The following is a 21,891-nucleotide window of genomic DNA, read 5'->3' on the forward strand; positions in this document are numbered from 1 at the left end:
ATCCGCGACCCATGTAAGGCTTTGTCACAAAGTGAGAACATGCAATTCTGGATAACTCAAACGCTCAATAGCCTGGCCCTCGGTGGCCTGCTGCTGCTGCTCTCCTCCGGCTTCGCGCTCATCTTCGGCTTGATGCGCATTGCCAATCTGACGCACGGTGCGCTCTTCATGACCGGTGCGTACGTTGCAGCCAGCATGGTCCGCGCAGGCTGGGGCTTTGCACTGGCTGTGACACTTGCAGCGATCACGACGGCAGTGGTCGGCGGATTGATCGAGCGCCTTGTGTTGCGGCGGCTATCGGGAAATGCGCAGGCTCAGGTGCTGGCAACCCTGGGGCTCTCATTCATCGCGGCGGATGCCTGCCTGGTCATCTGGGGCGGCGATCCGATTCCGGTGACGCCGCCGGCTTTCCTGCTGGCGCCGGCGCGCTTGCTCGACTTCAGTTTTCCGAGCTACCGTCTTGCGGTCATTCTCGCTGCGGTCGTTGTCGGTGCCTTGCTCTATTGGCTGATCGAACGCACACGCGTGGGCGCCCGCATTCGCGCTGGCGTCGACGACATGCAGATGGCACGCGCCGTCGGCATCCGCGCTTCGGTTCTCTTTACCAGCGTGTTCTGCCTCGGCGCAATGTTGGCAGGCGTGGGCGGCGCGATCGGCGGGCCTATGTTGTCCGCTTATCCCGGCCTGGATGGCGATATGCTATCGCTGGCGCTCATCGTCGTGATCCTCGGCGGTGTCGGTAGCCTGCTGGGCACGCTGGTGGCAAGTTTCATCATCGGCTTCATCTACACGTTCGGCACCGCGCTCGTCCCGGATCTGGCCTACGTCATTCTTTTTCTCCCCATGATCATCGTCCTGGCATTTCGCCCCAGTGGCCTTTTTGGCGGAGCACGGGCATGAATCGCATCGGCCATGTCGCACTGCTCGTGGTGCTGGCGCTGTTACCGCTCTTCTCGGGCGAGTACTACGTCAACCTAGGTAGCCAGATGCTGATCGCAGTGATCTTTGCATCGAGCCTGAACCTGCTGGTTGGCTATGCCGGCCTGACCTCCCTCGGACACGCCGTGTACCTCGGTCTGTCAGCCTACATCGCGGCGTGCCTGGCGCTGCGATTCGGCATGGGACACGCGCTCGCAGCGCCGATCACGCTGCTGGCCACGACGTTGGTCGGCGGGGTGTTCGGCTGGATCGCGCTGCGCGCATCGGGTTTGAGTTTCCTGATGCTGACGCTCGCCCTGTCACAAGTTGTCTGGGGTCTAGGATACCGATGGACCTCAGTCACCAATGGCGACAACGGCCTGTCCGGTCTGACCCGACCATCGCCCTTCGGCATCGACATGGAGAACAGCAACGCCTACTACTGGTTCGTCCTGCTGATCACTGCGGTGGTGTTATGGATCGTTGCCCGCCTGGTGCGTTCGCCCTTTGGCGCATCCCTTCGCGGAACTCGAGACCAGGAGCGCCGCATGAGTTCGCTTGGCTACAACGTCTGGGGCATTCGCTGGTGCGCATTCGTTACGGCGAGCTTCCTCGGAGCGGTCGCTGGCCTCCTTTACGTTTACTTCCACAAGTACGTACACCCGAGCGTGCTGTCGGTGACAGCATCGGCCGAGGTGTTGCTCAGCGTGATCGCGGGAGGCGCCGGTACGCTGGCAGGACCGGCCGTTGGCGCTGTGCTGGTCGTCTTGCTCAAAAACTATGCATCCGGATACATCGAGCGATGGAATATGCTGCTCGGCGGAGTCTTCGTTTTCATCGTGCTCGTGATGCCCAACGGCATCGCACCAGGGGTGCAAAGCCTCTGGCGACGTCTGGCGGAGAAAAAACAATGACCACAGCGCTCGAAGTGCGAGGTCTGCGAAAGTCGTTCGGCGGCATCGCGGTCACCCAGGACATCTCGCTGACCATGCAGCCCGGCGAACGGCGCCTCATCATCGGGCCGAACGGCGCTGGAAAGACGACCTTGTTCGGACTGATCGGCGGAGAGATACGCGCCGACGGCGGGACGATCACCGTGTTCGGCCAGGACGTCACCAAACTGCCCATGCGCTCGCGCGCCCGGTACGGGATGTCGCGCACCTACCAAATCATCACGCTGTTCCCAAAGGACACGCTAGCCCACAACGTGGTACTCGGCTTGCTTGCGCTGATGCCTCTGCGGAACAACACCATGGTCGACCTTGCGCGGCGGCCCAACCTCCATGACCGCGCGGTGCAGTTGCTCGCTACTGTGGGCCTTGGGGATCGCGCACTCCATCGTGTCTGCGACGTGTCTTATGGCGAGCAACGCCGCGTCGAACTCGCACTCGCGTTGGCGCAGCAGCCTAGGCTGCTGCTGCTGGATGAACCGCTGGCCGGCCTGTCCCAGGACGAACGCCAGTTGGTGAAGAAGCTCATTGAGGACATGCCGCGTGAAACGGCGATCCTGATGATCGAACACGACATGGACATAGCGCTCGAGTTCGCGGACAAAATCACGGTTCTTCACTATGGTCGCGTGATCGTCGAAGGCGATCGACGCACAGTTGTCGAAGACCCAAAGACACGGGAGATCTATCTTGGCCACTGAAGCTTTGAGCGTAAACAATCTAGAGATCTGCTACGGGCAGAGCCGCGCCGTGAATCAGCTTTCGCTGACGTTGGAGGAGGGCTGCGTACTTGCGCTACTGGGGCGCAACGGCGCCGGAAAGAGCACATCGTTGAACACCTTTGCAGGCCTGCTGCAGTCGCGCCGCGGAACCATCAAGGTGTTCGGCCGACAGGTCGAGCGGCTGTCGCCGGAGGCGATCGCGCGTGGGGGCGTGCGCCTCGTGCCGCAAGGACGACGCATCTTTCCCAGTTTAACCGTGCTGGAGAACCTGCAAGTGGCAGAACAGCAAGTCGCAGGTCGCAGCAATTCGTGGAACCTTGGTCGCGTCTACGCGACGTTCGGACGTCTGAAGGAACGCATGAGACAGCGCGCCGGAACGCTCTCGGGCGGCGAGCAGCAGATGCTAGCCATTGGCCGCGCGCTGATGGGAAACCCACGAATTCTCCTGATGGACGAGCCATCCGAAGGATTGGCGCCCATGATCGTCGCAGAAGTCGCGCAGGCCATCAAAACTCTGAAGGCCGATCGATTGTCGATAGTCCTGGTTGAACAGAATTTCAACCTGGCACTCGACGTGGCCGACCAGGTCGTGGTACTCAACACCGGCAGCGTCGTGTGCGCCGGCTCGGCGGCCTCGGTTCGTGCGCAGCCCGACCTCGCCACACGGCATCTCGGCGTTTTCTGAGAAACCAAAAGTCATAGCCGCGACGCCGCTCATTCACTTCTGCAAACTCTTGTCTCCTAGATCCACCGTGCTGTACACCTGCTCACCCACCTGCAAAGACCCTCGCCATCAACATGCCGCGACGAACGATTCGACGTCGTGGAAGCTGGGCAGACCAGCCCGTGCTGCGTCGGCGAACAAAACGCGTTCAGCCGGCGCGTCCGTGCGGACGAGCACTTCGAGCGCACCGGTCATCGACGTTCATTGCCACTATCTGAATCCGGCGATCAGCGCCAAGACCGCCGATCTTCAGATGAGCAAACATGACCCGAGCGTGATCTACGCCAATGAGCTCACTCGGGAGACCAATGTCGCGCAGATGAAGGATCGGGCTTCGAAACTGACGGGCACCGACGAGCGTCTTCAGGACATGGACCGCATGGGCATCGACATCCAAGCCATCAGCCCGGCCCCTTTCCAGTACTTCTATTTCGTCGAAGCAGAACGTGGTGCGGCGTTGGCGCGTGAGGTGAACGAGGGTATCGCGCGCCTGGTCGCCGACACGCCGGCACGTTTCGTCGGGATGGGCTCGGTTCCATTGCAAAACGCGGAGCTTGCAGTTCAGGAAATGGACCATGCCATTAAGGTGCTCGGCCTGCGAGGCATCGAGATCAACACGAACGTGAACGGACGCAACCTGACCGACCCACAACTCGGCCTGGAGCCTTTCTTCGCGCGTGCGAACGAGCTCGGCGCCGTGCTTTTCCTGCACCCGGTGGGATTCTCCGAAGGTGCACGGCTGACCAATCACTACTTCAACAACGTGATAGGCAATCCGCTGGACACGACCATCGCCGTCAGTCACCTGATCTTCGACGGTGTAGTCGACCGGTATCCGAAGATCAAGTTCATCGCCGCGCACGGTGGCGGCTATGTCTCGCATTACTGGGCGCGAATGGACCATGCGTGGCGCGCCCGTCCAGACTGCCGCACCGTGATTCGGCGCGCTCCCTCCACCTACCTCAAAAAATTCTACGTCGACACAGTGGTGTTCGCCCCCGAGATGCTGCGTCACCTGGTCGATACCTTCGGCGCCGAGCGCGTGCTGCTCGGCAGCGACTACCCCTATGACATGGGTGAAGAAGATCCGCGTGGTTTGATAGGCGCCGTCAAGGGGCTGTCCCGCGCAGATCGTTCGTTGATCGAAGGCGGCAATGCCGCCAAGCTATTCACTGTCAAACAGTCGCGCTAAAGCGGCACGTAAATGAAGTTAGGTAAAGAATGACCACGCTGTTCACCCCCTTGTCACTTGGACCCGTCGAACTGGGCAACCGAATAGTCGTCTCACCGATGTGCCAGTATCTGGCCAAGGACGGTGTGCCCGGGGACTGGCATCTGCAACATCTGATGCAGCTTTCCTTGTCGGGTGCTGGCCTTGTGATGCTCGAATCCACTGCCGTGGAGGCCCGCGGCCGGATCACGCATGGCTGCTTGGGCCTGTATTCGGACGAGAGCGAGGAGGCCCTTGGCCGAATACTCTCAGCCTCACGCAGCGCGGCGGCGCCCGGCACGAAGTTCGGAATCCAGTTGGGCCATGCCGGCCGCAAGGCTTCTACCCAAGTTCCATGGAAGGGCGGGGCTCATTTGTCGTCGGGCGATGCGCTTGTGGAAGGGCAGGCGTGGGAAACAGTGGCACCTAGCGCATTGCCGTTCACCTCCACCTGGGCAACGCCGCGAGCGCTGTCGGAGTCGGAAATGGACGAGATCGCCAACGCTTATGTCGATGCCGCTGTCCGTGCGGTTCGTCTTGGATTTGATGTGGTCGAACTGCACAGTGCACACGCGTACCTTCTCCACCAGTTCCTGTCGCCTCTGTCCAATAGGCGGACGGATTCTTTCGGCGGATCGGTGGCGGGCCGGCAACGCTGGCCCTTGGCAGTTGCTGCACGCGTGCGTGCGGCGCTTCCGGACAGCATTGCGTTCGGCCTACGAATCTCCGCGAACGAGTGGACGCCGGGTGGCCTTGACGTGGACCACGCGATTGGGTTCACCCACAGGTTGAAGGAGTTGGGCGCGACGTATGTCTGCGTCAGCTCCGGCTCGGCTGACTTCGGAGCAAAGGTACCTTGGGGACCCGGGTTCCAGGTACCTTTTGCAGATGCAATCAGGCGCGCGACAGGCATTCGGGTGCGTGCGGTGGGAGGGATCGCTGATCCTGTCCAGGCCGAGGAAATTGTGCACTCCGGAAAGGCCGACATGGTGGCGCTGGCGCGCGCGTTCCTAGCGGATCCGCGCTGGGTATGGCGTGCAGCAGAAACCCTTGACGCGCCGACTTACTACCCGCCTCCGTACGAACGTGCAAAGGGCTTGCGGCGCGACGCGGTTCGCGTCGGCTGAACGTAGGCTAGATTCGCCATGTCAGAGCACACAAAACTTGAACTCAACGGAGTGACCACAGCGGTGGATGTTGCTTCGAACACACCACTGATGTACGTTCTCCGCAACGAGCTTGACTGCAAGGGCGTCCGTTTTGGATGCGGCAGTGGGAACTGCGGCGCGTGCACGGTGCTGCTAGACGGCCAGCCGGTTCAGTCTTGCGATACGCCGCTCTGGTCTGTTGCAGAAAAAGTCATAGTGACGCCTGAACACCTTCCGTCCGATGTCATCGGCGCGCACGTCCGGACCGCGTTCCTGAGAGAGCAGGCTGCTCAGTGTGGCTACTGCGTCAACGGAATAATGATGTCTGTCACTGCACTGTTGAAGCGCAATCGGACGCCTGGTGAACTGGAGACGCGCACGGCGCTGAGCCGACATCTGTGTCGCTGTGGCGCTCACGTGCGCATGCTGCGCGCGGTAAAGGTGGCGGCTGAGATGATCGCCCGGGAGGAGGGGCGATGATGCGGATGTTCGCTGCGGCCGCACCGGCAAGCGTTCTGGCCAACGAGCTGCTGAGTGACTGGATTGCGATTTCGTCGGAGCGGTTGACAATTTTCAGCGGAAAAGTGGAATTGGGTCAGGGGATCAACACGGCAATCAGACAGATTGCCTGCGACGAACTCGGCGTGGCGCCAGATCAGTTGGAATTGATCGCTGGCGATACTGCACGCTCCCCCGACGAAGGCTACACCGCTGGAAGCCAGTCCGTCGAGGTGGGCGGTGCATCCATGCGGTGGGTATGTGCCCACGCCTTTGATCTGTTTCGCAACGCCGCCGCCACAAATCTGGGCGCGGCAGTTTCGAGCATCTTCGTTGAGCGCGGCGAGTTTGGCAGCACGAGCACGCCGAACCGGGTGAGCTACTGGGAACTGGCGCCCTTTGTCCAGCTGGCGGTAGTCCTGACAGAAACTCCCGTCGGTAGAGACATCCCGAATGAAGCCAGTGTGGGGACGCCGCTTCGCCGCGATGATCTCGGCTGCAAACTGCTCTGCGCCGCCTATATCCACGATTTCGTACTACCGGGCATGGTGCATGCCCGCATGCTCCGCGGAACGCATCCTTCGCAGCGTGTCGGAGAAGTTCCCGTGGATGCCCTTCGCGCGCTCGACGGCGTAGGGGAAGTGGTGCATAGCGGGAATTTTTTGGCGCTTGTGGGACCGAACGAGGCACGACTGGTGCGGGCGCTTGACAAGGCCAAAAAGCTGTTGACTTGGAGTCAGTCCGATGAGCTTCCGGCGCAGACGGACACTGTCAGTCTTCTGCAGGCGATGCCCCACGCGTCATCGGTAGAACATTCGGCCGGTGCAGCAGCAGTTGGTGCGTTGCAGCATGCGGCAACTTATTCCAGGCCGTATCTCGCGCATGCGTCGATCGGACCCGCCTGCGCCATTGCGTCGCCAGGCGAGGGAACTCTTCAGGTCTGGTCCCATACCCAAGGACCGCACATGCTTCGAAATCAGCTCGCCCTGGCGTTGAGGATGGGCAAAGATAAGGTTGTCGTCACCCATCTGCATGGTTCCGGCTGTTATGGCCACAACGGGGCAGACGACGTTGCGTTTGATGCGGCCTTCATCGCCACCGTCATCGGCAAACCCGTCAGGGTTCAATGGATGCGGGATGAGGAACTGTCGATGGCGCCGTTCGGTTCCGCGAGCGTCGTGTCGATTGTGGGGGCTGTGGACGAGAGTGGCCGAGTATGCGACTGGGATCTACAGGTGTGGAGCCATACCCACATAGCGAGGCCGGGATGGGGCGAGGGCGTCAACCTCCTCGGCGCATGGGCCATCGATCCACCCATGCCCAGGCCACCGTCGCGCGACATGTCGTTGCCTGCCGGCGGTGGGCAGCGCAACGCGGTGGCCATCTATGATTTTCCCCGCCAGCATGTCACCTATCACTTCATCGAACAATCGCCGGTGCGAGTCTCTGCGATCCGTTCGCTGGGGGCGTACGCGAATACGTTCGCTATCGAGTCGTTTGTCGATGAACTTTCAGATCTTGCCCAGGTCGATCCGATTGCGTTTCGACTGTTGCACCTTGGAGACTCCCGGGCGCGCGGCGTGTTGGAGCGCGTGCGCGACATGTGCGGTTGGGCATCGAGGCCGGAGCCTGGAAGCGGGGCAGGCTTAGGGGTCGCGGTCGGACGGTACAAGAACCGCGCTGCCTACTGCGCCGTCGTCGTCAGCGTGGCGGTTGAGGAGAAGGTGCGCGTGGACCGCGTGTGGGCTGCCGTCGACGCAGGTGCGGTGATCAATCCCGACGGCCTATTGAACCAGATCGAGGGGGGCATCATCCAATCCCTGAGCTGGTCGCTTAAAGAGGAAGTCAAATGGAATGCCGAGGGCATCGCCACCAATCACTGGGATACTTATCCCATTCTGAATTTCGACGAGATACCGGAGGTGGAGGTGACGTTGATCGACCGGCCCGAGATGCCCAGCCTGGGAAGCGGCGAAGCTGCGGCGGGTCCGACTGCTGCAGCCGTCGGTAATGCGGTCGCACATGCACTGGGTGCCCGGTGCCGTCATCTGCCTCTGACACCAGAACGTATTTCAGACCTGATCATGAACGCGTGAACCTATGGCCCCGGCGGCTTGTCGGGCCATGCGCATGCGACTTCGTTCGGTAGCCCGAAGTCGACGCTCGAAATTCGGGTGATAAAACCAAACAACTGCCCCGGCTTTCCTAGCGCATTCCATGTTCACGAGGCAACCTGGTGACTCGCAAGATAGACGTCTTCTTTGCACGTCAGGGATTTGATGGGCAGAATCCGGGACGCGCGAAGGATCTCGGCATCACGCACCGTTGTTGTACCGGTACTTTTCGACAAAGGAGCGCTTCAATTTCTTCCGCGTCTACGCCAACCCACAGACTGTGAAAGGTCTTCAGCAGGGGAGTGGAGAAGGCTTTAATCGAATTCGCCCGCCCGATGTCCTCCCACTCCTGTTTAGCGGCTGGGCTGGCAAAGCTGACGATGGAGAGGGGCTCAATCAAGTGCAACCAAAAAGTGCTGCCGATGCTGGATAGAACGGGGTGAACCTCCGCCGCCTATCTCTAAAGAGATAGTTCGGCAGAGCTCATGAGGCGGATGTCGAATTGGCGTAGCGCAAGCAGACTTCATATGTTAAGTGACTCACGCTATTTGGTGTGAGACGCCATACAACCCCCGAAGCCGACTTCCCAAGTCGTTTCAATGTGCCGATGCTGCAGCGACTGCAGCGAACCTCTGAGGACAATCATGAGCAAGACTGACTTAATAACGCCGCAGAACTCCGCTATGCTTCTTATCGACTTTCAACCGGCCATGTACCAAGGCGTACAGAGCCATGACCGGCTGAGCGTCGTGCATAACGTACAAGTTCTCGCCAAATCTGCCAAAGTTTTTAAACTACCGGTTGTGCTCTCGACGGTGGCGAGAGATTCCTTCTCCGGTCCATTCATGCCGGAAGTAGCCGACCTGTATCCGGGTACCGAGATAATTGATCGCACCTCGATCAATGCATGGCTGGATGCCAAGTTTCGCAAAGCAGTGGAAGCCACCGGTCGCAAGAAGCTAATCTTGGCAGGCCTATGGACCGAAGCTTGCGTCCTTTTCCCGACACTGGATCTGCTGAAGGGGGGGTACGAGGTGTACGTTGCGACCGACGCCTGCGGTGACGTGAGCCCAGAAGCACACGAGCGTGCCGTGCAGCGGCTGGTACAGGCCGGCGCGGTTCCCGTAACCTCGCTACAAGTATGTTTTGAACTGCAGCAAGACTGGGCTCGCGGCGAATCCTATGACGGCGTGATGGAAATCCTCAAGGAGCACTCGCCGTATGGCATTCAGGTTCGCTTCTCAAAATGGGCGTTGGGCGAACACGCAAGCGAAGGGGGCTGAAGCGACGAGACGCGAATATCGCGTGGGCGACCGTCTGGTCTCTATGTTGTTTGGGTGCAACCAGGTGCAGCGCGTAGACACCGTGCCGGCTTTGCTCAAGCCGTGGAGGACGTCGGATGGCCAGGAGTGTTTCCTCGAATCGAGTTATCCGCAGCGGTCTTTTTGCAACTGGGCGGATGCTTGCCTAGATTGTTATGTTGGAGAGCGGCCCTCGCCACCCACCACAGCGGGCATCATCTGCCGCATCGTCTCGAGGAAGCGGCTCAGCTTGGCTGGATAGAACCGCGCATAGGGATAGACCAAGTACGCTGGTAGCGGCGCAGCGCGCCATTGCGGGGCCAGATGCAACAGCCGGCCTTGTGCGATCTCGTCCGCCACCAGCCAGGCCGAGACGATGCCGGCGCCCAGGCCCAGCAGTGCCGCGGTGCGCAGCGCGTAGAGACTGTCAGTGCTCATGCGTGGGCGGATCGAGAAGCGGCAGACTTCGCCGTCGGAATCACGCGTGAGCGACACGTCGGTACGGTAGAACGTGCGCAGTGCCAACCACGGCAGCGTCTCCAGTTCGGCAGCGTGCACCGGCGGTGCGGCCCCCTTGAGCACGTCCGGCGCCGCCACCACGATGCGAGGAACCTCGGACAATTGGAGTGCCACGACGGACGGATTGTCCACCACGCCGATTTGGATGGCGCAGTCGATGCCTTCGGCGATGAAATCGGGACGCCGGTCGTGCAACAGCCATTCGACCGCGACGCGCGGATAGCGTCGCAGATAGTCTGCCAGCGGCGCCACCAGTTGCTGCTGGCCGAAGGCGTGCGGCACCAGTACGCGTAGCGTGCCCTCGGGTTCGTCGCCAGCGCCGCGCAGATCGGCTTCCAAGGCTTTCCAGTTGTCCAGCAGTTCCCTGGCGCGTGCGAAACAGCGGTCGCCATCTTCAGTGAGCTTCATCACATGGGTCGAGCGCTGCAGCAGCTTCAGGCCCAGCGAACGCTCCAGCGCCTGCAGGCGGCGGCTTACCGTGGGCTGGGTGGTACCCAGCTGCGCAGCAGCAGCTGAAAGGCTGCCTGTCTCCACGATGCGAATGAAGGTCTGCATCAGTTCGATGCGGTCGACGCCGATCGCCACTCTTTCTTTCATACGTTGAGTGTATATATAAAGTGCGGCGCGTGCTACTACCGCGCGCAAAAGCAAGCGCTCAAAATCCAAGCATTGCCACCAGAAAAGGGTTTTCACCATGTCTTCCATTCAAGCAACGCATACAAAGCCTGTTCCCTTTAAGGGGAATGACGAGAGCCGACAAGCCCTCGACCTGCCCACCCCATTGGTGCTACTGCTAGCCACTGGCGCAGGCATGAGCGTGGCTTCGCTCTACTACAGCCAGCCGATGTTGGGGGTGCTGGGCTCGGACATCCACGCCACGGATCGTGCAGTGGGCCTCGTGCCTACATTGACGCAGTTGGGCTATGCGCTGGGCATCCTGCTGCTGGCGCCGCTGGGCGATCGTTACGACCGGCGCCGTATCATTATGGCCAAGGCGGCAGTGCTGGGCCTGGCGTTGCTGGTGGGAGGCCTCGCACCATCCATCGCGTGGCTTCTGGCCGCGAGCCTGACGATCGGTCTGGCGGCGACCCTGGCCCAGGACATCGTGCCCGCTGCCGCCACGCTGGCGCCAGAGTCGCACCGCGGTAAGGTCGTTGGCACGGTAATGACCGGGCTGCTGCTGGGCATCCTGCTGTCGCGCGTGGTCAGCGGCTTCGTTGCGGAGCACTTCGGCTGGCGGACAATGTACATCGCCGCGGCGGTGGGCATGGGGCTCATTGGCATAACGGTGTGGCGTGGGCTACCGCGCTTCCGCCCCACGACCCACTTGGCCTACGGCGCGCTGCTGGGATCGATGGCTCGACTGTGGCAACGCCACGGCGCATTGCGTCGCGCGGCTTGGTCGCAGGGGTTGCTCTCTGTTGGTTTCAGCGCCTTCTGGTCCACGCTGGCCGTCATGCTGCATGGAGCACCCTTCCACCTCGGCAGCGCGGCCGCGGGGACCTTTGGACTGGCTGGCGCGGCCGGAGCGCTCGCCGCACCGCTGGCCGGCCGTATTGCCGATCGACACGGACCGGAACTGGTCACCCGTCTGGGGGCCGGACTTGCCGCCCTCTCATTCGCGGCCATGGCTCTGGCGCCTTTGGTACCGCTCCATGTGCAGCTGTGGTTGATCGTTGCCAGCGCCATTGGCTTCGACTTTGGAATCCAGGCGGCGCTGGTTGCGCACCAGACCATCGTTTATGGCATCGACCCTAGTGCGCGCAGCCGCCTGAATGCGCTGCTCTTCACGGGCATGTTCATCGGAATGGCCGCCGGGGCCGCGCTCGGCAGCCTGGTACTGGCGCAATGGGGATGGATGGGGGTGGTAGCCCTGGCGACCGCAACGGCTGCAGGCGCATTGATCGTACGGATGTGGAGGGGGACGACGGGAGATCTGACACACCGGGAGCCGCAACGCAAGGTGCGATAGCGCCGGTGCCAGGCTGCATCAAGCGTTCACCCAATTGCCCCTCCAGTTGTGCGATGCGGCGCGAAACCGCGGATCTGGGAAAGTTCATGATGCGATCTTTGGCCCCATTTCCTCTAATTGCAAAGCACTTCCGGGATCTTAATGGAGCGATTTGTGCGAGCCATTCAAACCGGTTGGTGGGGCTCGGGGGGCTGCGGTGTGTTGCGCGATGTCCTGTGACTGGTGCCGTATGCGAACGGGGCAGAAGGCATTAGCGCTTGCGCTTCGATTGGTAGGAGTCCACGCCGACGGGCCACTGCGGCGGCCTCTGTGCGACTGATGGCATCCAGCTTCTCCAAAACTGATTTGACGTGTGACTTCACAGTGCCAATTGCGATGTTGAGCTTTTTACCGATCGCTTTGTTGCAGTCTCCCGCGGACAAAAGCATTAGTACATCCATTTCACGGATCGTCAACGGCGCTCGCGTAAGGCTCTCTGCAAGTCGTTGTGCAGCGAGGGGGCCCAAATGCCGGGCGCCTCGGCGTACCGCCTCAACCGCGACAATTACCTCCTCCAGACGGCATGAGAGCAATACATATCCGTGAACTCCACGCTCCAAGGCATGTCGGATATCGCACTCACTATCTTGCCCAGTGAGGATAAGCACTCGTGGCGTGCCCGAGCCACGGATTATTGGGGCACTGCGGATCTGAGTGGCTGCATTCAGCCCATCGTCATAGTCGACAATAATTACGTCCGTGCTGTGTCGCCTAAGCCAGCCCAAAGTGCTTCCTTCGCGCGGATCCAGATTGGTAATTTCTACGGGGACGACTGACTGATGTCGTAAGGTGGCAACAAGTCCGGCGGCAACAAGTGGGACGCGATGTGCGACCAACACTCTCGTTTTCTCCGTAACGCCCATTTGAATCTCCTGGTTTGCTGAAACGAGACCGCCTGGCGGAAAAAGTAGCGCAAAGCATCGCAGCGAAATATGGGCGTTTCCCTAGAACATTGCGGCGCCTTAAACCGCACAGTAGCGTTCTTGAATCGCCTGATCGGCCAGCATCTCCTGCGCCGTCCCTTGGTAGACGACTTGGCCTTGGTCGAGGATGTAAGCGCGATCCGCAATGCGCAATGCAAGTTCGACGTTTTGCTCGATGAGAAGAATCGTGACGCCAGACTTCTTGAGCGCAGTGAAATACTCGAACATCTCGTCGACGAGCAGCGGCATGATGCCTTCCGACGGCTCGTCCAGAAGAACGAACTTCGGTTTAGAAGCCACCGCGCGGGCAATAGCAAGCATCTGCTGTTCGCCCCCGGACATGGTGATAGCCGCCTGGTCTAGGCGCTCTTTCAGACGAGGAAATGTCTCGGCAATCTCGTCAATAACCTCTGACTCGCGCCTGCGCAGGGGAGACGCCAGCAGACCCAATCGGATGTTTTCGCGAACCGTCAGTCCGGGCACGATGCGCCGTTCCTCCGGCACGTAGGCCAGGCCACGTGCGAAGCGGGTGTGAGCCGGCATGCCGAGAATCTCTTCCCCTTCGAACTTGACGGAGCCCTTCACCTTGGGAATAAGCCCCGCGACGCTCTTGACCGTGGTTGTTTTTCCTGCACCGTTGCGACCGATGAGGCAGACCAGTTCGCCTTTCTTCACCTCCAGGTTGACGTCCTGCAGGATGTGGCTGGGTCCGTACCAGGCATGAAGGTTATTGATTTTCAGCATGGTTGTCTCCTAAGATTAATGGGTGCCTTGACCCAGGTACACGCGTTTGACCAGGTCGTTGGCTCGGATGTCGTCGGGGGTGCCTTCTGCGATGAGCTCGCCGTTATGGAGGACCACGATGCGTTCACTGATACCCATCACCAACTTCATCTTGTGCTCAACCAGCACGACCGTTCGCTGCTCTACGAGCTTGCGGATAAGGTCCATCATCACCTTGGTTTCTTCTGGGCTCATGCCTGCAGTGGGCTCATCCATCAGAAGAAGTTTCGGCTTAGCTGCGAGCGCCACCGCAATCTCCAGGGCGCGCTGCTGGCCGTGTGCCAGTTCACGAGCCAAATGCCGTGCTCTGTCGGCAAGCCCGACCGTCTTCAGCAGCAATGCGGCCTCCTCGTCGAGGCCTTGCAGCGCGGAGCGCCGGCGCCACAACCCGTAGCGCGACACGTGAGCTTGCAGCCCAATGCGTACGTTTTCCAGCGCGGTGAAATTTGGAAAAAGATTGGTAATTTGAAAGGATTTCGCGATGCCAACGTGCGCGAACTCATGAGGTCTCAAGCCAGTAATGTCCCTGCCCATGAAGAAGATTTGTCCTTCGCTAGGCTCAAGCGCACCGGAGAGAACGTTGAAGAAGGTGCTCTTGCCGGCACCGTTGGGTCCGATGATGGAAGTCAGCGTTCCGGCTTGAATTCCTACGCTCACCTCCTTAAGGGCGGTGAAGCCGGAAAAGCGCTTGCAAACGCCGCGCGTCTCAATGATTGCTTCAGCGCTCATAGCGAATCCTTTCGAGGAGCGTGCCCCAAACTCCTTTGGGAAAGAAAAGCACGAAAAAGACGAAAATGCCGCCGACGTAGAGTTGCCAGTGCTCGGTCAAACCCGAGGCCAGGTCCTGAATGAGCAGGAAGAGGGCCGCTCCAACGAAGGGACCGAAGTAGGTTCCCATTCCACCGAGCAGGCACAGCATCACGACCAGTCCGGAGGTCGCGTAGTGCAGGGTCTCGATGGGCACGCTCGACAGATGGATGGCGTTCAGTGCGCCTGCCAAGCCGCAAAAACCAGCCGACAGCCCGAAAGACAGCAGCTTGGTCCGCTCAATGTCGAAGCCGCAGGCTCGGGCCCTGGACTCGTTCTCGCGCACCGCTTCGATAACACCGCCGAATGGGGATGAAAGAATCCGTGACAGCACGGCCATGGCGAACGCGACGAAGCCGAAGACAAAGTAATACTTCTGCATCGGGTCAAGTAAATTTAGCTTGAGTCCGAAAAGGCTTACCTCGCTGACATTGACGCCGCGCAGTCCGTTTTCTCCACCGGAGGCCGGTAACTGGTAAATGAGGAAGTACACGCACTGGGAAAGCGCCAGCGTCACCATCGCGAAGTAGATGCCCCGTGTTCGAATGGCCAACAACCCCATCACGAGCGCCACCAGGCAGGCGGCAACGATGGCTGCCGGAATGGCCAGCCACCACGGCACGCTTAGCTGGGCGATGAGGATACCGGCCGTATATGCGCCAACCCCGAGAAAGGCAGCATGACCGAATGACAGCAAGCCGGTATAGCCAAACAGAAGATTGAAGCCAACCGCGAACAGCCCGTAGATGAGGATGTTGATGGCCAAAGACTGATAAGGCATCAGCCATGGGAAGACCGCGAAGAAGATGAGCGTCGCCAGTATTCTGTGCTTGCCGACCTGGTGCAGCCAGCCCGACGCCAAGCCAGGCTTGGGCGCCGAGACCGGATTGATTGCAGTGTTCATGGTGAGGTCTTTCATGCCATCAGTCCCGCGCGACCAAAGAGACCTTGCGGGCGCACGAGAAGCACCGCGGCCATGATGACGAACATCGACACCTTGGCTGCCTCCGGGAAAAAGAGGACCGCCATGCTCTCGACAACCCCGACCAGCAGCCCCGCGACCACCGCGCCCATCAGTGAGCCCATCCCGCCGACAACTGTCACAACGAATGCAATCGTCAGGACCGAGGTTCCCATTTCCGGAGATACGCCCTGTAGCGGCGCTGACAGAACGCCTGCCAAGGCGGCGATGCCGGTCCCGACACCGAATACGATGAGCCAGACACGCGACACGTCCACGCCGAGAACACGCACGATGACCGGGTCCCGTGCTCCGGCGCGAACGATGAGGCCGAAGGAGGTTTTCTCGATGAGAAGCCAGAGTGCGACCAGAAGTGCGGCCACGACGCCAATCACGAACAGCCGGTAGGTTGGGAAGTCCGCGAAACCCAGGTTGGTGGCACCCTGCAGGACTTCGGATGTTTCGAATGGTATGCCGGCTTTGCCGAAGATGATGCGCACGCCCTCGACCATCATGTAGGCCAAGCCGAACGTCAGAAGCAGTGGATAGTCGATGCCTCGGCCATACAGCGGTCGAATCAGCCAGCGTTCGCAGAGCATGCCGATGGCGGCCACGGCGATGGGCGTTATGACCAGGGCAGCCCAGAAGCTCCCCGTTTTCTCCGTTGCGAACAGGCCGACGTAGGCGCCTACCATGAAGAACGCTCCATGCGCAAAGTTAACGACCGTGAGCATGCCGAAGATGAGCGAGAGGCCCACTGCCAAAAGCACATAGATGGCGCCAAGCGCCAGGCCAGTAAAGAGCTGCAATGCCAGCAGCTGGGGTGTGATGCCGTCCATGGGGATTCCTAATAAGGCCGGTCAAGCGGCTTGCAGGGCGGGGTAGTCGGTATAGCCCTCGGCGCTGCCGCCGTACCAGCCGACGGGGCGAGGCTCGTTGTAGGGGCCGCCTTGGCCTATTCTTGCGGGGAGGTCGGGATTGGCCAGGAAGGGGCGGCCGAAAGCCACCATGTCCAAGCTACCGTCCCAGACCAGCTTCTCGGCGTCGGGCGGGCTCATGCCACCGTTACCTATCAAGACGCCGGAGTAGCGTGGCCGAACGATTTCCAGGATGCGCTGCATGTCGGGAGCACCGGCCCATGCGTTGGTGTCGGCCAGGTGCAGGTAGCCAACGCCGTACGTGGCGAGCATCTCCGCAACGGCGGCATACGTTTCTTCGGGATGTGGGTCTCGAGTGTTGTTGTAAGCGGCGAATGGAGAGATGCGAACACCTACGCGCTTGGGGTCGACGTGGACGAGCACTGCCTCGATCACCTCACGCAGGAACTGAAGCCGACCTTGCAAGCTACCGCCATATTTGTCGTTGCGCCGATTGATTGTTGGTGAGAGAAACTGATGCGGCAAATACCCATTCGCAGCGTGAATTTCGACGCCATCACAGCCCGCCTTCATTGCATTCGAGGCGGCCTTGCCATAGTCCGCCACGGTATCCTCGATTTCGTCCAGCGTCATCGCGCGCGAGGGCGTCGCGGCAATGCGGGCATAGCGGCCATTGGCCATCAAACCCCACACCTGCAGCGCGTCCAGGTCGTCATTTACCGCAGATGGGGACAGCGGCTGCTGACCCTCCAGGATGGCGTCAGCGCCCACGCGTCCGCAATGCCAAAGCTGCATGAAGATACGTCCGCCCGCTGCGTGCACTTCATCCGTGATATGTCGCCAACCGCGCACTTGGGTCTCGCTGTAAATGCCTGGCGCTTTTTCGAATGCGCAGGATTTTGGGGAGATGTTGGTCGCCTCGGTCACGATAAGACCGGCAGATGCGCGCTGCGCGTAGTACACCGCACTGATGGCTTGCGGGACATCCCCGTCGCCCGCACGGCAGCGGGTCAGCGGCGCCATGGCAGTTCGGTTAGGAAGATGCAGACCGTGCAGGTCTAGCGAGGTAAGTAAAGCAGACATGGCAGCTCCGTAGAATTGAAAATGTGACGCTCAGTCACTTCAGGCCGAGCTCTTGGCAGGAGCGCAGCAGCTTCTCGCTGGCCGGCTCCACATGGAGGACCTTGAAAACATCCGTCGGGTCGCGTGCCTCCTTGGAATTCGACTCGATGACAAGAACTGACTGAACCGACTGGTTGTCGCAGGCGCGGTAGTATTGCGGGCCCTTGTAGGTGTCGTATTTCAGCGTGCGCAAAGAGGCCGCGACCTTCTCGCTGTCCGTGGTGCCCGCTGTCTTGACGGCAATGAGCAGCGACTTGACGGCCGAGTAAGCCATCGCGCCATAGTCGGAAGGATATCGACCTTCGTTGGCGGTACGGAAGGCGGCATTAAAGGCCTTGGCCGAGGGCGTGCTGTCCTGGATGCCCCAGAAGTACTGCGTTCCGCCAATGACGCCTTCGTAGGTCGTGGCGCCGCCTGCGACGCGAGTCGTGTACGTCATGATGGGCGTGACGAACTTGATGGCCTTCTTCATGCCGAAGTCGTTGGCCTGCTTGATGGAAATCCGGTTGTCACTGCCGAAATTGTTGAAGATGAGCACGTCGGGCTTCATGGCCTGGATGCGCGGAAGGAAGGTGGAATAGTCCTGGTGGCCAAGCGGATGCTTGACCTCACCGACGACTTCCGCGCCCATTTCCTTGGCCACGCGTGTGAAGCCGCGCGTCATTTCCTGTCCGTAGGCGTAGTCAGCCGTGAGGAATGCCACACGCATGCCCTTCTTGAAGACGTAGCGGCCCACTGCCTGGGTCGTCATGTGCGGGTTCAACGCCTCGTGGAAGGTGTAGGGGCCGGCATCCGTGGCTTCGTTGATGGCATCGGACTGGCTGATGGACACATAGATGACCTTGCGCTGCTTGGTCACGTTGTTGATGGACAGCTGGGTCGCTGCGGACAGGCCGCCGACGATGAAGTGGGCTTGGTCCTTTTCGATGAGCTCAAGCGTTCGGGTGGCCGCTTCGCCAGGATTGAGCTTGTCGTCTCGGACCAGGAGCTCGGCCTTGCGACCGGTCAGCCCGCCGGCGTCGTTGAACTCCTTGATCGCCAGCTCAGCGTTGCGAACCTGGTCTTTGGCTTCGGCACCGTAAGGGCCAGTGAGCGGCACCGGCAGACCAATTTTGATGGCTTGTGCGTGCGCGGCGCCTAGCACGAGGGCGAACGACATAGCGGTTACCGCGTGTAGCGCCTTGCGAGCCGAGTGGGGTGGGGTGAGACTGAATTGGGTCATGGGGGTTCTCCGGGTTTCCGAACGTGACAGCAAGTGGTATGCTATTTATCGTTTGATAAGTTTATGCATGTCATTTTATTTGTCAAGTGATAAATTAACTAGGGAAAACCCGGAGTAAATGATGACGCTGGAAAACACGGCCGCGGTTCCGTTAACAGACCCCCTCAAGGAGCTTGCCTCCCCGCGGCGACGCTTGGCCCCGGAGGACCGGGAGCATCAAATCGTGCAGGCTGCCATCGCGTTCTTCGCGCGCCATGGCTTCGACGCCAGCACACGCGACCTTGCCAGGGAGATGGGGGTGACGCAGCCTTTGTTGTACCGGTATTTCCCCACCAAGGAGGCATTGGTCGACCGGGTCTATGACGAGGTATTCGTTCGGCGCTGGAACCCCGAGTGGGAAGAGTGGCTGGCGGACCGCTCCTCGCCGCTGGCAGACCGGCTCAAGCGCTACTTTAAGGACTATGCCCGCTTTGTCCTTAGGAGTGAATGGGTGCGCATCTTCATCTACGCGGGCCTGAGCCGGGGCGGCATCAACCAGAAGTACTTGGGACGTCTTCGTGAGCGCCACTTCCTGGTTATCGCTCGTGAAATGCGCCACGAGTACGGCATCCCGGAGCCGGCGGACAGTGCTGCCGAGGATGACGAGGTCGAACTGGTCTGGGCAATGCACTCAAGCGTCTTCTACATCGGTGTCAGGAAATGGGTTTATGACTTGCCAACACCGAAAAACCTGGAACGCCTCATCGACATGCGGGTAGATGCTTTCATTCATGGCGTACCCGTAGTGCTGAAAACTCAAAGGGGTGGCTGAGCTCAGCCTCAATCAGTTCTTTAGGGGGGGGCGGGCGCAGCCTGGTAAAAAAACGCTTGCGGGGGATTTTTCTTTCGTTTATTATTTATCTATTGATAAGTTAAATTAAACAGGAGTACCCAATGCCGATAAACAAGCTGGCCCATTTCTCCGTCCGGACGACTCAGCTGGACGCCTCCAAGCACTTCTACACCGACGTGCTCGGCTTCAAGGCGGGGTTTCGGCCGCCCTTCAATTTTCCTGGTGTCTGGCTCTATCGAGGCGGAGATGAAGCGGACTTCGGCGTCGTTCACCTTATCGGCATTGACAAGGACGACCCCTGTGGGCTTAAGGACTACCTGGGGGATAAAGCCGAGGAGAGTCTGCATGGCAGCGCAGCGGTTGACCACTTGGCGTTTTTGGCCAGTGACCTGGCCGACATGCATGAGCGCTTGCGCAAGGCTGGCTACCCGTACCGCGAGCGCACGGTCCCAAGTATCGGCCTGCACCAAGTATTTGTTGAAGACCCCTCGGGCATAACCATCGAGCTGAACTTCGCGGCCGATGAGGCAAGGGTTCCGGGTGCACCGGGCGCGGCGGCTGAGAAGCACAACGGCTGAACGGCCACAAGGAGACATTCATGACACAAGGCAAGAAAGCTATCGTCGTCGGCGGTTCCCTTGGGGGCCTCTTTGCGGCCAATTTACTGGTTCGGGCCGGCTGGGACGTCCATGTGTACGAGCGCGTGGCCGAGGAGCTGGAGGGGCGGGGTGCCGGCATCGTGACGCACCCGGAACTCATGGAAATCTTAAGCCAAGCGGGTGTCGTAGTCGACGACTCCATCGGTGTGAAAGTCGAGGAACGGGTGACGCTGGGGCGTGACGGTGAGACGGTTGGCTCGCGGGCACTCCCCCAGACACTTACCGCGTGGAGCCGGCTGTTTCATGTTCTGAGGTCTGCATTCCCCAGTGAGCGCTATCACAACGGCAAGACCTTGACGTCATTTGAGCAAGATGAAAACTCAGTGACAGCCCGCTTCGCAGACGGCGAGTCCGTGACTGGTGACGTCCTTGTGGCGGCGGATGGCGTTCGTTCCATCGTCCGCAATTCATTGGTGCCAGATTCCAAACCACTGTACGCCGGCTACATCGCCTGGCGTGGCCTGGTCGAGGAGTCGGCGCTTTCAGAGCGGGCCAAAAAGGAAATGTTTCCCTACTTCGCATTCGGCTTGCCGCCTCATGAGCAGATGATTGCTTATCCAGTGGCCGGCAAAAACAACGCGGTCGAGCCCGGCAAGCGCCGCTACAACTTTGTCTGGTACCGGCCCGCTGACGAGGCAACGACCTTGCGCGACTTGGTGACCGACGCGACCGGTAAAGTTTGGATGGACGGCATTCCGCCACCGCTTATCCGACCCGAAGTCCTGGCAAAGGCGCGCCAGGCGGCGCGCGACGTGCTCGCTCCGCAGTTCGCGGAGATGGTGGATAAGACCGAGAGCCTCTTCTTCCAACCCATCTTCGACCTGGAGGCTAAAAAGCTGGCGTTTGGCCGGGTGGCACTTCTTGGTGATGCTGCCTTTGTTGCGCGTCCGCACTGCGGCATGGGCGTCACCAAGGCGGCCGGCGATGCGGTGGCGTTGGTCAAAGCCCTGGGAGAGAATAGCGATATCATTGCGGCACTGAAAGCTTACGAGACGCCGCGTGTCGAGTTTGGCGAGTTCATTGTTGGCCACGCCCGGTCCCTCGGTGCCTACATGCAAGCGCAGATTCGTACGCCGCATGAACGCGAGATGGCGGAAAAGTACCGTACGCCAGAGGCAGTGATGAAGGAAACGGCTGTCTCGCTACGCATGCACTGAGGGATTGCCATGGCCTCTATTACGCAGCGAACCATACACTTGACGTTGCGCTTTCTCGCGCAACCCGGCACCGTCAGCTTTGGTGGCAAGGTGCATAGCGGCGAAGGAAATGTCGCGCTGCAAGATCGACAGCATCATTTCGATCACCGAGATCACGGGCGTCTGCAACCTCTCATGCAGCTATTCCATACATGCATTTCGCGGGACCACGAGCAAGATGCGGCATCAGCGACGGATCGCCCAACAGCTGGAGCGTGTGCGCTCTCTCCTCGCGGAATTCGAGCGCCTGCTCGCAGACGTCGCTGCGGCGTGCGGCTTTGCAAACCAAAGTCACTTCACGCGCGTCTTCACCCGGTGCACCCGCACACCGCCTGGCAATTGGCGCCAAAGGATGCAGGTCGGCGACTGAGCCCGTGGGCACTCGTTTTACCC

At 60.3% G+C, this 21,891-nt stretch carries 23 protein-coding genes; 14 read left to right on the forward strand and 9 right to left on the reverse strand.

Annotated features, from left to right (window positions below; genetic code table 11):
* Positions 1 to 39: 39 nt before the first annotated feature.
* The 9 genes from PJE01S_RS00205 (at position 40) to PJE01S_RS00245 (ending at position 9,567) form a co-directional block, all read left to right on the forward strand.
* Positions 40 to 900, forward strand: coding sequence for a branched-chain amino acid ABC transporter permease (locus PJE01S_RS00205; RefSeq protein ID WP_068831127.1), 861 nt, complete (start codon positions 40 to 42; stop codon positions 898 to 900).
* Entirely contained in the window at positions 897 to 1,832 is a 936-nt protein-coding gene (locus tag PJE01S_RS00210; RefSeq protein WP_068831128.1) for a branched-chain amino acid ABC transporter permease, read from the forward strand. Before PJE01S_RS00205 ends, PJE01S_RS00210 begins: the two co-directional genes overlap by 4 nt.
* On the forward strand, positions 1,829 to 2,569 hold the full coding sequence (locus PJE01S_RS00215) for an ABC transporter ATP-binding protein (RefSeq protein WP_068831129.1): 741 nt from the start codon (positions 1,829 to 1,831) through the stop codon (positions 2,567 to 2,569). Before PJE01S_RS00210 ends, PJE01S_RS00215 begins: the two co-directional genes overlap by 4 nt.
* Complete coding sequence (locus PJE01S_RS00220) at positions 2,559 to 3,275, forward strand: ABC transporter ATP-binding protein (RefSeq protein WP_068831130.1); 717 nt, start codon at positions 2,559 to 2,561, stop codon at positions 3,273 to 3,275. Before PJE01S_RS00215 ends, PJE01S_RS00220 begins: the two co-directional genes overlap by 11 nt.
* The gene (locus tag PJE01S_RS00225) at positions 3,232 to 4,506 is read left to right on the forward strand and encodes an amidohydrolase family protein (RefSeq protein WP_157090178.1); all 1,275 of its coding nucleotides are present in this window, start codon (positions 3,232 to 3,234) and stop codon (positions 4,504 to 4,506) included. The genes PJE01S_RS00220 and PJE01S_RS00225 overlap by 44 nt, the downstream gene beginning before the upstream one ends.
* A gap of 29 nt (positions 4,507 to 4,535) precedes the next feature.
* Positions 4,536 to 5,651, forward strand: a complete 1,116-nt coding sequence (locus tag PJE01S_RS00230; protein WP_068831132.1) for an NADH:flavin oxidoreductase/NADH oxidase — start codon at positions 4,536 to 4,538, stop codon at positions 5,649 to 5,651.
* Between the two features lie 18 nt (positions 5,652 to 5,669).
* Positions 5,670 to 6,152, forward strand: a complete 483-nt coding sequence (locus tag PJE01S_RS00235) for a (2Fe-2S)-binding protein (RefSeq protein ID WP_068831133.1) — start codon at positions 5,670 to 5,672, stop codon at positions 6,150 to 6,152.
* Positions 6,149 to 8,266: a xanthine dehydrogenase family protein molybdopterin-binding subunit gene (locus PJE01S_RS00240; RefSeq protein ID WP_068831134.1), complete on the forward strand. Its 2,118-nt coding sequence runs from the start codon at positions 6,149 to 6,151 to the stop codon at positions 8,264 to 8,266. Before PJE01S_RS00235 ends, PJE01S_RS00240 begins: the two co-directional genes overlap by 4 nt.
* Positions 8,267 to 8,928: 662 nt before the next feature.
* Complete coding sequence (locus PJE01S_RS00245; RefSeq protein WP_068831135.1) at positions 8,929 to 9,567, forward strand: hydrolase; 639 nt, start codon at positions 8,929 to 8,931, stop codon at positions 9,565 to 9,567.
* 192 nt (positions 9,568 to 9,759) lie between these two features.
* On the opposite strand, the gene PJE01S_RS00250 is transcribed toward PJE01S_RS00245, so the two are convergent.
* The gene (locus PJE01S_RS00250) at positions 9,760 to 10,701 is read right to left on the reverse strand and encodes a LysR family transcriptional regulator (RefSeq protein ID WP_084389309.1); all 942 of its coding nucleotides are present in this window, start codon (positions 10,699 to 10,701) and stop codon (positions 9,760 to 9,762) included.
* Positions 10,702 to 10,798: 97 nt separating this feature from the next.
* On the opposite strand from PJE01S_RS00250, the gene PJE01S_RS00255 reads away from it, so the two are divergent.
* Positions 10,799 to 12,076 carry an MFS transporter gene (locus tag PJE01S_RS00255; RefSeq protein ID WP_068831137.1) on the forward strand — a complete coding sequence of 426 codons (1,278 nt, stop codon included), beginning with the start codon at positions 10,799 to 10,801 and terminating at the stop codon, positions 12,074 to 12,076.
* Between the two features lie 164 nt (positions 12,077 to 12,240).
* Here PJE01S_RS00255 and PJE01S_RS26245 read toward each other — a convergent pair whose 3' ends face one another.
* The 7 genes from PJE01S_RS26245 to PJE01S_RS00290 form a co-directional block, all read right to left on the reverse strand.
* On the reverse strand, positions 12,241 to 12,978 hold the full coding sequence (locus tag PJE01S_RS26245) for a LuxR C-terminal-related transcriptional regulator (RefSeq protein WP_084389273.1): 738 nt from the start codon (positions 12,976 to 12,978) through the stop codon (positions 12,241 to 12,243).
* 99 nt (positions 12,979 to 13,077) lie between these two features.
* Entirely contained in the window at positions 13,078 to 13,782 is a 705-nt protein-coding gene (locus PJE01S_RS00265; protein ID WP_068831139.1) for an ABC transporter ATP-binding protein, read from the reverse strand.
* A 15-nt stretch (positions 13,783 to 13,797) separates the two neighbouring features.
* A complete protein-coding gene (locus PJE01S_RS00270; RefSeq protein ID WP_068831140.1) occupies positions 13,798 to 14,550 on the reverse strand; it encodes an ABC transporter ATP-binding protein in 753 nt (250 codons plus the stop codon).
* Positions 14,540 to 15,547, reverse strand: coding sequence for a branched-chain amino acid ABC transporter permease (locus PJE01S_RS00275; RefSeq protein WP_245660502.1), 1,008 nt, complete (start codon positions 15,545 to 15,547; stop codon positions 14,540 to 14,542). The genes PJE01S_RS00270 and PJE01S_RS00275 overlap by 11 nt, the downstream gene beginning before the upstream one ends.
* Complete coding sequence (locus PJE01S_RS00280; RefSeq protein WP_068831142.1) at positions 15,544 to 16,428, reverse strand: branched-chain amino acid ABC transporter permease; 885 nt, start codon at positions 16,426 to 16,428, stop codon at positions 15,544 to 15,546. Before PJE01S_RS00280 ends, PJE01S_RS00275 begins: the two co-directional genes overlap by 4 nt.
* A 21-nt stretch (positions 16,429 to 16,449) precedes the next feature.
* Positions 16,450 to 17,550 (reverse strand): alkene reductase, encoded by a 1,101-nt coding sequence (locus PJE01S_RS00285; RefSeq protein ID WP_068831143.1) that lies wholly within the window; start codon positions 17,548 to 17,550, stop codon positions 16,450 to 16,452.
* Positions 17,551 to 17,584: 34 nt separating this feature from the next.
* Positions 17,585 to 18,811 carry an ABC transporter substrate-binding protein gene (locus PJE01S_RS00290; protein ID WP_084389274.1) on the reverse strand — a complete coding sequence of 409 codons (1,227 nt, stop codon included), beginning with the start codon at positions 18,809 to 18,811 and terminating at the stop codon, positions 17,585 to 17,587.
* Between the two features lie 118 nt (positions 18,812 to 18,929).
* On the opposite strand from PJE01S_RS00290, the gene PJE01S_RS00295 reads away from it, so the two are divergent.
* The 3 genes from PJE01S_RS00295 (at position 18,930) to PJE01S_RS00305 (ending at position 21,459) form a co-directional block, all read left to right on the forward strand.
* A complete protein-coding gene (locus tag PJE01S_RS00295) occupies positions 18,930 to 19,622 on the forward strand; it encodes a TetR/AcrR family transcriptional regulator (RefSeq protein WP_245660504.1) in 693 nt (230 codons plus the stop codon).
* A 122-nt stretch (positions 19,623 to 19,744) separates the two neighbouring features.
* Positions 19,745 to 20,221 (forward strand): VOC family protein, encoded by a 477-nt coding sequence (locus PJE01S_RS00300; RefSeq protein WP_068831146.1) that lies wholly within the window; start codon positions 19,745 to 19,747, stop codon positions 20,219 to 20,221.
* A gap of 20 nt (positions 20,222 to 20,241) precedes the next feature.
* Positions 20,242 to 21,459: an FAD binding domain-containing protein gene (locus tag PJE01S_RS00305; RefSeq protein ID WP_068831147.1), complete on the forward strand. Its 1,218-nt coding sequence runs from the start codon at positions 20,242 to 20,244 to the stop codon at positions 21,457 to 21,459.
* On the opposite strand, the gene PJE01S_RS25690 is transcribed toward PJE01S_RS00305, so the two are convergent.
* Complete coding sequence (locus tag PJE01S_RS25690; RefSeq protein ID WP_218017488.1) at positions 21,445 to 21,615, reverse strand: hypothetical protein; 171 nt, start codon at positions 21,613 to 21,615, stop codon at positions 21,445 to 21,447. The genes PJE01S_RS00305 and PJE01S_RS25690 overlap by 15 nt on opposite strands.
* Here PJE01S_RS25690 and PJE01S_RS26250 point away from each other — a divergent pair.
* The gene (locus PJE01S_RS26250; RefSeq protein WP_068831148.1) at positions 21,569 to 21,868 is read left to right on the forward strand and encodes a helix-turn-helix domain-containing protein; all 300 of its coding nucleotides are present in this window, start codon (positions 21,569 to 21,571) and stop codon (positions 21,866 to 21,868) included. The two genes, PJE01S_RS25690 and PJE01S_RS26250, sit on opposite strands and share 47 nt — an antisense overlap.
* Positions 21,869 to 21,891: the final 23 nt, after the last annotated feature.

Origin of the sequence: Polaromonas jejuensis NBRC 106434 (assembly GCF_001598235.1) — a bacterium.
Taxonomy (GTDB): Bacteria; Pseudomonadota; Gammaproteobacteria; order Burkholderiales; family Burkholderiaceae_C; genus Polaromonas; species Polaromonas jejuensis.

Excerpts from the sequence above, each read along its gene's own strand:
- PJE01S_RS00245 (WP_068831135.1), top strand. The coding sequence starts at position 8,929 with ATGAGCAAGACTGACTTAATAACGCCGCAGAACTCCGCTATGCTTCTT.
- PJE01S_RS26250 (WP_068831148.1), top strand. The coding sequence starts at position 21,569 with ATGTCGCGCTGCAAGATCGACAGCATCATTTCGATCACCGAGATCACG.
- PJE01S_RS00300 (WP_068831146.1), top strand. The coding sequence starts at position 19,745 with ATGCCGATAAACAAGCTGGCCCATTTCTCCGTCCGGACGACTCAGCTG.
- PJE01S_RS00250 (WP_084389309.1), bottom strand. The coding sequence starts at position 10,701 with ATGAAAGAAAGAGTGGCGATCGGCGTCGACCGCATCGAACTGATGCAG.
- PJE01S_RS00295 (WP_245660504.1), top strand. The coding sequence starts at position 18,930 with ATGATGACGCTGGAAAACACGGCCGCGGTTCCGTTAACAGACCCCCTC.
- PJE01S_RS00275 (WP_245660502.1), bottom strand. The coding sequence starts at position 15,547 with ATGAAAGACCTCACCATGAACACTGCAATCAATCCGGTCTCGGCGCCC.
- PJE01S_RS00230 (WP_068831132.1), top strand. The coding sequence starts at position 4,536 with ATGACCACGCTGTTCACCCCCTTGTCACTTGGACCCGTCGAACTGGGC.
- PJE01S_RS00255 (WP_068831137.1), top strand. The coding sequence starts at position 10,799 with ATGTCTTCCATTCAAGCAACGCATACAAAGCCTGTTCCCTTTAAGGGG.
- PJE01S_RS00215 (WP_068831129.1), top strand. The coding sequence starts at position 1,829 with ATGACCACAGCGCTCGAAGTGCGAGGTCTGCGAAAGTCGTTCGGCGGC.
- PJE01S_RS00205 (WP_068831127.1), top strand. The coding sequence starts at position 40 with ATGCAATTCTGGATAACTCAAACGCTCAATAGCCTGGCCCTCGGTGGC.
- PJE01S_RS00290 (WP_084389274.1), bottom strand. The coding sequence starts at position 18,811 with ATGACCCAATTCAGTCTCACCCCACCCCACTCGGCTCGCAAGGCGCTA.
- PJE01S_RS00305 (WP_068831147.1), top strand. The coding sequence starts at position 20,242 with ATGACACAAGGCAAGAAAGCTATCGTCGTCGGCGGTTCCCTTGGGGGC.
- PJE01S_RS00280 (WP_068831142.1), bottom strand. The coding sequence starts at position 16,428 with ATGGACGGCATCACACCCCAGCTGCTGGCATTGCAGCTCTTTACTGGC.
- PJE01S_RS00285 (WP_068831143.1), bottom strand. The coding sequence starts at position 17,550 with ATGTCTGCTTTACTTACCTCGCTAGACCTGCACGGTCTGCATCTTCCT.
- PJE01S_RS00240 (WP_068831134.1), top strand. The coding sequence starts at position 6,149 with ATGATGCGGATGTTCGCTGCGGCCGCACCGGCAAGCGTTCTGGCCAAC.
- PJE01S_RS26245 (WP_084389273.1), bottom strand. The coding sequence starts at position 12,978 with ATGGGCGTTACGGAGAAAACGAGAGTGTTGGTCGCACATCGCGTCCCA.
- PJE01S_RS00210 (WP_068831128.1), top strand. The coding sequence starts at position 897 with ATGAATCGCATCGGCCATGTCGCACTGCTCGTGGTGCTGGCGCTGTTA.
- PJE01S_RS00235 (WP_068831133.1), top strand. The coding sequence starts at position 5,670 with ATGTCAGAGCACACAAAACTTGAACTCAACGGAGTGACCACAGCGGTG.
- PJE01S_RS00270 (WP_068831140.1), bottom strand. The coding sequence starts at position 14,550 with ATGAGCGCTGAAGCAATCATTGAGACGCGCGGCGTTTGCAAGCGCTTT.
- PJE01S_RS00265 (WP_068831139.1), bottom strand. The coding sequence starts at position 13,782 with ATGCTGAAAATCAATAACCTTCATGCCTGGTACGGACCCAGCCACATC.